Here is a 9,050-nt window from a genome sequence, read left to right on the forward strand (position 1 = left end):
TCTATATTATCTTATTAACTTTCTTATTTTTCTCAGGATTTACGATTTCCAGCTTCTTTCGCCGCTTCGGAAAAAAAGGCATGTTTATTTTATCCATTATCGCCCTTCTAATCGGAAGCATCACGCTGATTTTGATTCAGTATTACGAAACGTGGGCACCCATTTTTGAATGGATTTCCAATCATACGGCCATTCAACTAGCACTTTTGCTTACACCTTTCATATTCCTTTACATGGCCATTTCCTATTTGTTAATCCGAAGAGCGACAATCTAATATCGATTGAAAACAACTTAATTGTGCCTGTCACTGCTTGAAGGATGTTGAGGTTCAACAAAATCCGAGTGGTAACAGGTACTTATTGGTGAATATGCGGCCGCCCAATAGGAAATTGTCGAGAATTGCCAGGGAAATTAACAGACAATTCCCTACCTAATTGCATGATTTGACGATTTACATATGGACTGACATTATTCTATTAATTCTTCAAAATTCCGCTACTACCTAAACGTTTGTTTGAAAATTGCATGATAAAAGGATAATACGTTTGAAGCAAGAGGACCGTCCGTCCCCTTGCTTCATTTATTTATTCATTTAGGTAGGCCCAAGCATATTGCGCGTATAGTTCCGCGCCAGTTACGAGTGCGTCCTCATCGATGTTGAATTTCCCATGGTGATGTGCCCACTCTGTATCTTTTTCAGGGTTCCCACTGCCCACAAGTGCGAAGCTGCCAGGTACAACAGCCATATATTCGCTGAAGTCCTCACCGCCCATTGTCGGCTTTTCAAAATAGACAGCATCTGCACCAAACGCCTCAGCGGCAACCTTTTGAACCAATTTAGCACTGTACTCATCATTATTGACAGCCTGGGTACCGCGGATATAGTCCACGTTGGCCGTTGCACCGTACATAGCCGCGACCTGCTCTGCATAATGCGTGAGCTGCGTTTCAATATGATCCCTTGTTTTAGGGTCAAAGCAGCGGACTGTTCCTTCAATGACGGCATTCTCAGCGATGACATTAAAGCGAGTACCGACCACCATTTTTCCAACAGTAACAACGGCTGGATTTAGTGTATCTACCGTTCTCGAAACAATTGTTTGCACATTCATCACAAACGAAGACGCCACAATCGCTGCATCGATACAATCATGCGGCAACGCGCCATGGCCGCCTTTGCCTTTAAACGATACTGTAAAAAGATCAGCAGAAGCGAAGGATGGCCCCACTGTGCATGACACCTTGTTTGTCGGCATTTGTGACCAAATATGAATACCGAAGACATTATCTACCCCATCAACAGCCCCTTGTTTTACGAATGCCTTCGCACCTTCTGCTACCTCTTCAGCAGGCTGGAACAATAACCGGACATTGCCGGGTAAATCTTCCTTGCTCGCTTGTAAAGCTTTGGCAGCAATCAAGAGCATCGCCGTATGGGCGTCATGACCGCACGCATGCATTTTCCCTTCCGTCTTTGATGCATACGGCAGATCCTTATTCAACTCTTCTACTGATAGAGCATCCATATCTCCTCTTAAAGCAACAGTTTTTCCTGGCTTTCCGCCTTCAATTGTCGCAATGACACCTGTTGGCTCCGCTCTTCGATAAGAGATTCCTAGATTATCAAGATAGTCGCAGACAAAAGCCGTTGTATTTTCTTCTTCCCAGGATAGCTCTGGTTCACTATGAAGCTTTCTCCGAATTTCTGTTAATTCCTCGCTATATTGTTGAACCGCTTGTTTTATTTTTTCATTGATCATTTGACGAAGCCTCCGTTAATTTCTTTGCAGTTTCAAAAAAGATCTGTACGGCATTTGCGATATGCATAGAATCTGACCATTCCTCTGGACAATGGCTTAGCCCATCTTTACTTGGAATAAACAGCATCCCTACATCCGTAACATCGGAAAAGACCATCGCATCGTGTCCGGCTCCACTGTTGATCGAACAATATGGTGTTTCCAAGTCACTGCTAGCTTGTTTCAAAAGAGCGACAATCTCCCGGTTCATCACTTTCGGTTGCATATATAATTGCTGTTCGGCCGTAATCTTCATTCCATCCAGACGATAGGACTCGATTAGTTCGTTCAGTTTTCGAATGACATTCTGGATATGTTCTTCCTTACCGGACCGTATATCAACTGTAAAAACGGTTTTTTTCGGGATGACATTCGCGCCGTTCGGGAAAACATGCAATTGCCCCGTTGTCATCACCGTGCCTGCCCCTTCTTCGATGGCAAGGCTCGGAAATTGAGCGATCATCTGCGCCGCGGTCACAAGTGCATCCGCCCGGCGGTCCATCGGGGTAGTGCCGGCATGTCCTGCTTGCCCTTCTACGGTAATTTCAAATTGGGTCAGCCCGACAATCGCCTCAACGACACCAATCGGAATATTCTTTTCCTCGAGAATGGGCCCCTGTTCGATGTGCAGCTCCAGGAATGCCTTAATGGTTTTGGGATCTCTTTTTTTAGGAAGTGTGGGATCCAAGCCGATTTTGACCATGGCTTCTTCTGTGGAGACACCCTCATTGTCCTTTAGTTTTTTAAAATTTTCCTCACTCAGTAGACCGGTAATACCTCTTGAGCCCATCAGGCCGCCACCGAATCGTGCCCCCTCTTCCTCTATTAGCGCGATAATTTCCAATGGATATTTAGGTTTAATCTGATTTTTGGCAAATAGCGCGGCGACTTCCAGCCCTGCCACTACTCCTGCAGGTCCGTCATAAGGACCTCCGTTTGGGACTGAATCAAAATGGGAACCGATGAGAACGCTCGGGGCATCCTTTAGCGTGCCATCCAACTTTCCGAATAGATTGCCAAACCCATCTTCACGGACAACTAATCCGTATTCCTTCATTTTTCCAATAAGATAATCCCGCGCCTGCCTGTCTTCCTTACTATAGGTCAACCTCGTTGTCCCATTCCCTGGGGTGGCAGTAAACTGACTTAATTTTTCTATATGTTCTTCTATACGTGATTGAAGGTTTTCCATGTACATCGCCTCTTTATTTACAAGAATTTCACAAAGATACCTGCCAGTACAACCGATACAATAGTAACGGTGATAAACCCGCCGACCAGCATGGGCGGCAGCATGTGACTTGTCAACATCTCTTTTTCTTCCTCATCATTTGTTAACGATTTAATGACTTCGTTTGTGATGATGAAGTCTGCTGGAAATCCATATAAGGCCGTTAAGGATACCGCAAAGGCCATCTCCTTGCTTACTTTAAGGACTTTACCTACTATAAATGAAAAGATGTACATACCCAATACGCCAATTACAATGGACCCCACTAGTGGGTAAATAATTTCTAACATCATGCCAGGTGTTGCTTGTTTTAACCCGTCAAATACAAACAGCATAAGACCCATTAAGGCGAAACCAAACGCATTTGCTTTCTGTAATACCTGCTTCTCCAGAAAACCAATACTTTTTGCAATGATCCCAAACAATAAGCAAAGTACAAAAGGGCTAACAGAAACAATTGGCGCCAATAGTGTCGAAACCAGGTAGGCAAGAAAGGCAACCAAAGCAAGTCTAAAAAATTTGAAGTATTCGGTGTTGTATTTTTCGGGCAGCTTGTTAAAAAGTTTTAACTCCGGCTTAGCTGATTCCGCCGTTGCTGCCATTTCTACAACCGCATTTGCTTGTGCTTTTACGGCTATTTCTCCCTTACGGTATTGGGCAAGAAGTCTTTTTCCCTCTTTTTTCAACATAACCGAGGTAAGAGGATATCCCGCAAATCCCTGCATCACATAGATGACAATAGCAAATACGGAAAGGGATGCGAGGCCGGCTTCCTTTGCCCCTTCTGACATAATCAAGGCGGATACTACACCGCCAACCAAAGGCGGAATGGCCACAATGACTGTTTCAAACCCATAAATAAAAGTTCCAATTCCCAACAAAAGAACGATGATCCCGACAATCCCTGAAAGGGCAATAACAATGGTTTTCCATTGTTCTTTCAATTCCTTAAGTGACAGCAATGTTCCCATATTCGTAATGAGCAAGTACATCAGCATCGTGGCTACAACCGGCGGTATACCCGCGATTGAAACGATATCCTTTGGAAAGAATGTCCAATATCCGATGAGAAATAAAACGGCTGAAATAAAGATAGAGGGCACCCAGGCTTTCGTTCGGACCGCTACCCAGTCACCAATTAATAGAATAAGAACAACAATAACTAAAGCTAGCATCTGTGACATATCGTTTACCTGCACTTTCATTGATGTAATTTTTCGTATCTCGAAATACTAATGATACTAAGATACTAATATAATTATATTATTCTGTCAATTCAAACTATTAATATTATTCTTGCAACCGTTTCCAAAGGGTTATTCTATACTAGAAATGGAGTTTTATTATTTTGAAAAATTGTTGACACTATTGGAGATACAAATAAAAATGACACCCTATCTAACTCGAAGGATGTCCGTTAGATTCTATCTTTTTTACATTTCAATAAGAGAAAAGTGCAAATCTCTTAATTGATCACGTACCTGCGTGGGGGTCAACCCCGTTTTATCACCATTATAGTAATATATACCTAAAAATGTACCAATATTCTTTCATTATGGTAAAATATTCATTTGTGGAGGATATATATTTAATAGGGTGGGAAGTAAGAATGACGAGATCAAAGGGAATTTTTCTATTACTATTAGTTTTTCTATTAACCATTGTAACGAGTGGTTGTGACATAGTTGACGGAGGAAAAGCTGCCTATAAATATAAGACGGCATATGTTGCTATGGCGGGTGAGGATCCTACTAAAATTAGGAGTACAATGGGAACCTTATTCTATCTAGGTGAGCGAGATATTACATACCATTTAATGGATGGAAATAAATTCATGGCCCAAGAGTATAGTGCCACCGCTAATTTGGCCTACAATCTTTCTTATCTAGTAAATACTCCTGCAAAATTAATTCACAATATTCGATACGATTATAAAATGACACAAAAAGACTTTAAGGCTGATGAAAAGGTTGAGCAAGGTATCGAAGATAGGATTGGGAATTCATTATTAGACATTAGTATGGTTTTATCAATTATATTGGATACTTTTTATGCACTAATAGGACTGGTTGGATCATTTATTATGCTTTTCCTTGGTACCCTTATTGGTTTGATCGCACATCCAATTGATACAATTTTAAATATCCCGTCTGCTTTGGTGGGGCTAATAAAAACAGTGATTGCAGCGGTAACGAATATTTTCTCTTGGGAACAATGACAAGCCCATTTAGACCAAGAGAAGTTGAGTCAAATGAGTACAAATTAGGAACGAACGCAGAAACGTTATAAGCAAATGGACAAAAAAGCAGAATGATGGACGTACATCATTCCGCTTTTTTACTAGTTGTCTCTTCGAATAGAACCATGCAACTTTTTTATGGAAGCAAGCTTTCCGACAAAATACTCCTAATCATGTAACTATTCAAACGTTTAATTAAAAACTGTTTAACCACTGCCATAAAAGGATATTTTGCCATTAACTCTTACATTATTTGTCTAAAAGCCATAGGGACGGTTCTCCTGGCACAATTTCCGTGCTAGCTTCGGAGAATAAAAGAGCCATCAGAACCGTCCCCCTGGCACACTCTGGCACACCAGTTGCTCGCAATCTTCTACACTTAATGGGCGGCTGAATAGGTAGCCTTGGAATTCATCACAGCTTATGTCATTCAAAAATGCCTTTTGCGATTCATCTTCTACCCCTTCAGCAAGAACCTTGAAATTCAACCCTTTTGCCATCATCACGATCAACCTGACGATCGCGGCATCCTTCTCGCTCTTCTCTAAGGAAGTAATAAATGAACGGTCAATCTTTAGGCGATCGATAGGAAATTGACTGAGATAATGGAGCGAGGAATAGCCTGTACCAAAATCATCCATGGCAATTTGAAAGCCCAGTTGTTTTAAGAAAGATAATTTCGCGAGAGTTTTCTCAATCGAGCCCATCGCAATACTCTCTGTAATCTCCAATTCGATATGAGTAGGATTTGCGCCAGTTTCTTTCATGATCCTTGCAACTGATTCAATAAAATCATTATCTTGAAATTGCAAAGAGGAAATATTAACGGCAATTCTTAGATCCGAAATTCCCCTCTGCTGCCATGCCACAGATTGCTTGCAGGCTTCCAGTAACACTTTTTCTCCGAGCGGTACGATTAAACCCGTCTCTTCGCACAAAGGGATAAATTCCGCTGGCGGCACCATTCCATATCCAGGCTTGTTCCAACGCAGTAAAGCTTCTACTCCGACAATTTCATTCGTAATGAGTGACATTTGCGGCTGATAATAGAGGACGAACTCATCCCGCTCAAGACCCTTCCTGATCGAGCTTTCTAGCTCCATCATCGGTTCCATACTCATCGAACCACTATAAATCATAAAATAATTCTTGCCCTTGTCCTTGACTTTATACATGGCCGTATCAGCTTTCATTAATAAGGCCTCAAAATCACTCCCATGATCAGGAAATAGCGAGATCCCTATGCTTGGAGTGATATGTAGCTCAAACCCCTCAATCGTAAATATCTCTCTCAAGGTCGATAAAATCCGTAAAGCTTTTTTCTCTATCGCTTGAATCGAGGTATTTTCAATTAATAAGGCATACTCATCCCCGCCAAAACGGCAAACCACTTCATTTGGTCTCAAACATTGAACAAGTCTTTTCCCTACCTCTTTTAGTAGTAGATCCCCATAGGAATGTCCCAAACTATCATTAATATGTTTAAAACGATCCAAATCAAGGAGCATAAAGGCAATTTTTCGTTTACCTGATTTATTATCAATCGCAAGGGAGACTCTTTTTTCCATAAACCTTCGATTGGGCAAACCAGTCACCACATCATGGTATGCAAGGTGCTCCATCGAATTCACGGTTTCTACTAACTTATCAGTTCTCTCTTTTACCTTCACTTCCAGATCTTCATTTAAATTATTTAAATCATTTACTAATTTATCATTCTCTAATAACGTGAATAATTGCCTTAAGATGACTAATATGATGCAAAAGAACAACCCTACTATGATCGGGTGGTCTCTATGAAAGGAGCCGATGACATAAATAGACAGAAACAGAACACTTACATATGGAATACTATGTCGAAAAAGCATCCCTTTTTTTGGCCTTTTGATTGGTTCATCCTTCGCAACGACTGGAACATGATAGATTCCTGACAGACCCATTAATAAGATCGAAAGAATCCATAAGGGCTCATTGACACTACCGACTGAGTACATATCCATCACTTTTAGATAGGAAAAGATCGTATCTGCAATAATTTGAATGAGGAATCCAGAAATCAGCAGAACAGATGTCGGTTTGTTAAAGATACTATTTCGTGCTGCTGCAATGGATAACACACCGACAAGCACACCCAAATCCAATATTGGATACAGGATATCCGTGAGATTAAACACCAGCTTCGAGGCGTGATTAATCAATGGATTCATAATAAAAACCCAATTAAAGGTCATCGCCACAGACATCACGATTAACATATCTAAGAAAAACCTAATCGTTAACAAATGACTTCTAATTTTATTCATGAGTACAAGCAGAGCAATGAAATAGAAGCCATTCTGACAGATCCAAAAGATCCCCGGCAGATTATGTGCTTCGCCACTATCCTTCAGTACAAATTCATAAAAGGTCCAAATCAAGGTTCCAATTAAATAAGTAAGAATCCCCAAACCGAGTATGAACCAAAAATTTTTGGCTGTTCCTTTATACTTCAAAAAGGTATTGAAAAGCCATGCGATCGATGTGAGGCAGGCAATGATTTGGAAGGTCACTCCGCCCCAATCTAGAAAAGTTTGTTTATGCTGAAAAATGATATTCCAAAGGACATTCGTAACAATAAAAACAATGATAAAAGAATAGGCAAACTTTTTGGTTTTAAGACTAAACATGTGGTTCTCCAATCGTCTTCTACGTAAAAATTGGTTTTCGCTTTTGTGCTGAGCCATAGGGACGGTTCTCCTGGCACAATTTTTGTGCTACCTTCGGAGAAAAAAAGCCACTAGAACCGTCCCCCCGGCACATTCTACGTAAAAATTGGTTTTCTTTTTTGTGCTTGTGGATCAGGTAAAATCCAACGATAATCTTGCTTATTTTGATAGATTTTTTCCGGATAAATGATGGCAGGGATGACATAATCTCCCTTGTAATAAATTTTGTCTCCCATCGCCTGCAATGGTATTTTATAGACATTTCTCAATGCTTTATAGAACACTCTTTCCAGTAGAACCACACAGTGTGATAGCTGATGTTTTTCTGAGTAATGAACAAACACCGACAATAATCGGTCTAGATTTTTCCCGCGATATTGTTTTAAAATTGCTACCTTATCGATTTCAACAACAGTGCTTGGAGTGATCGCAATTTCTTCGATATCTTGAAAGGGGAATACGGTATTAATATTATGCTGAGTCTCGAGACTATAAGGCTTAAATTCTATTGTTCCTACTCTATGATCGCTCTCATCCGTGATGATATAACGATCGGATGCACCAGTTTCATTTTCCAAGACATATCCTTTTTCCAGCCAACATTCCATCCAAATTTGATTAAAACTATTAAGCAGTGCTAAAGAATCTACTTTTAGATACATGGTTCCTCCTGAGACTAGACAAATTTCGACACCTATCTACATTATAACCGCTGATGGAATAGTTGGGCTAGATGATTGGAAAAATTATCTTTCGCACACAGGCACCCGAATAAGTCCATTCGGATGCCTGTTTATGCAGATGAATTGATACTTAAAACAGAGTTTATTTTTTCCCCTTGACTTGAAATGCATTTCATAAATTAGAGTGAATGTAAGCTATTTTTTCAACTAAAGGAGGAACAAAGATGAACAGAAGAATGACTCTTCAACAAGATGAAAAGGTACTCTCTACTCTTACAGGGTTATTTGAAACCTTTGATGGAATGCAGAATGTCTACTTTGGAGATTTGGAAGAAATGAACTATACACCCAATAAAAATGCCATTGATTTAATTCGAGGAGAAACACTAAGA

6 protein-coding genes and 1 pseudogene are annotated in these 9,050 nt (G+C 40.5%); 2 read left to right on the forward strand and 5 right to left on the reverse strand.

Annotated features, from left to right (window positions below):
- A pseudogene (locus tag TY15_RS24795) lies at window positions 1-275 on the forward strand (hypothetical protein); the annotation flags it as partial.
- A gap of 310 nt (window positions 276-585) precedes the next feature.
- Here the strand turns inward: TY15_RS24795 and TY15_RS22220 are convergent.
- The 3 genes from TY15_RS22220 to TY15_RS22230 are packed head-to-tail and all read right to left on the reverse strand — an operon-like array spanning window position 586 to window position 4,215.
- Complete coding sequence (locus TY15_RS22220) at window positions 586-1,761, reverse strand: amidohydrolase (protein ID WP_040207345.1); 1,176 nt, start codon at window positions 1,759-1,761, stop codon at window positions 586-588.
- The gene (locus TY15_RS22225; RefSeq protein WP_042375602.1) at window positions 1,751-2,992 is read right to left on the reverse strand and encodes a Zn-dependent hydrolase; all 1,242 of its coding nucleotides are present in this window, start codon (window positions 2,990-2,992) and stop codon (window positions 1,751-1,753) included. Before TY15_RS22225 ends, TY15_RS22220 begins: the two co-directional genes overlap by 11 nt.
- 17 nt (window positions 2,993-3,009) lie before the next feature.
- Window positions 3,010-4,215, reverse strand: coding sequence for a hypothetical protein (locus TY15_RS22230; RefSeq protein ID WP_040207343.1), 1,206 nt, complete (start codon window positions 4,213-4,215; stop codon window positions 3,010-3,012).
- A gap of 425 nt (window positions 4,216-4,640) precedes the next feature.
- Between TY15_RS22230 and TY15_RS22235 the strand changes: the two genes are divergently transcribed.
- The gene (locus TY15_RS22235) at window positions 4,641-5,249 is read left to right on the forward strand and encodes a hypothetical protein (protein ID WP_040207342.1); all 609 of its coding nucleotides are present in this window, start codon (window positions 4,641-4,643) and stop codon (window positions 5,247-5,249) included.
- Between the two features lie 344 nt (window positions 5,250-5,593).
- On the opposite strand, the gene TY15_RS22240 is transcribed toward TY15_RS22235, so the two are convergent.
- On the reverse strand, window positions 5,594-7,993 hold the full coding sequence (locus TY15_RS22240; protein WP_040207339.1) for an EAL domain-containing protein: 2,400 nt from the start codon (window positions 7,991-7,993) through the stop codon (window positions 5,594-5,596).
- A gap of 77 nt (window positions 7,994-8,070) precedes the next feature.
- Window positions 8,071-8,637 (reverse strand): hypothetical protein, encoded by a 567-nt coding sequence (locus TY15_RS22245; protein ID WP_040207338.1) that lies wholly within the window; start codon window positions 8,635-8,637, stop codon window positions 8,071-8,073.
- Window positions 8,638-9,050: the final 413 nt, after the last annotated feature.

It is taken from the genome of Neobacillus jeddahensis (assembly GCF_000612625.1).
GTDB lineage: Bacteria > Bacillota > Bacilli > Bacillales > Cytobacillaceae > Neobacillus > Neobacillus jeddahensis.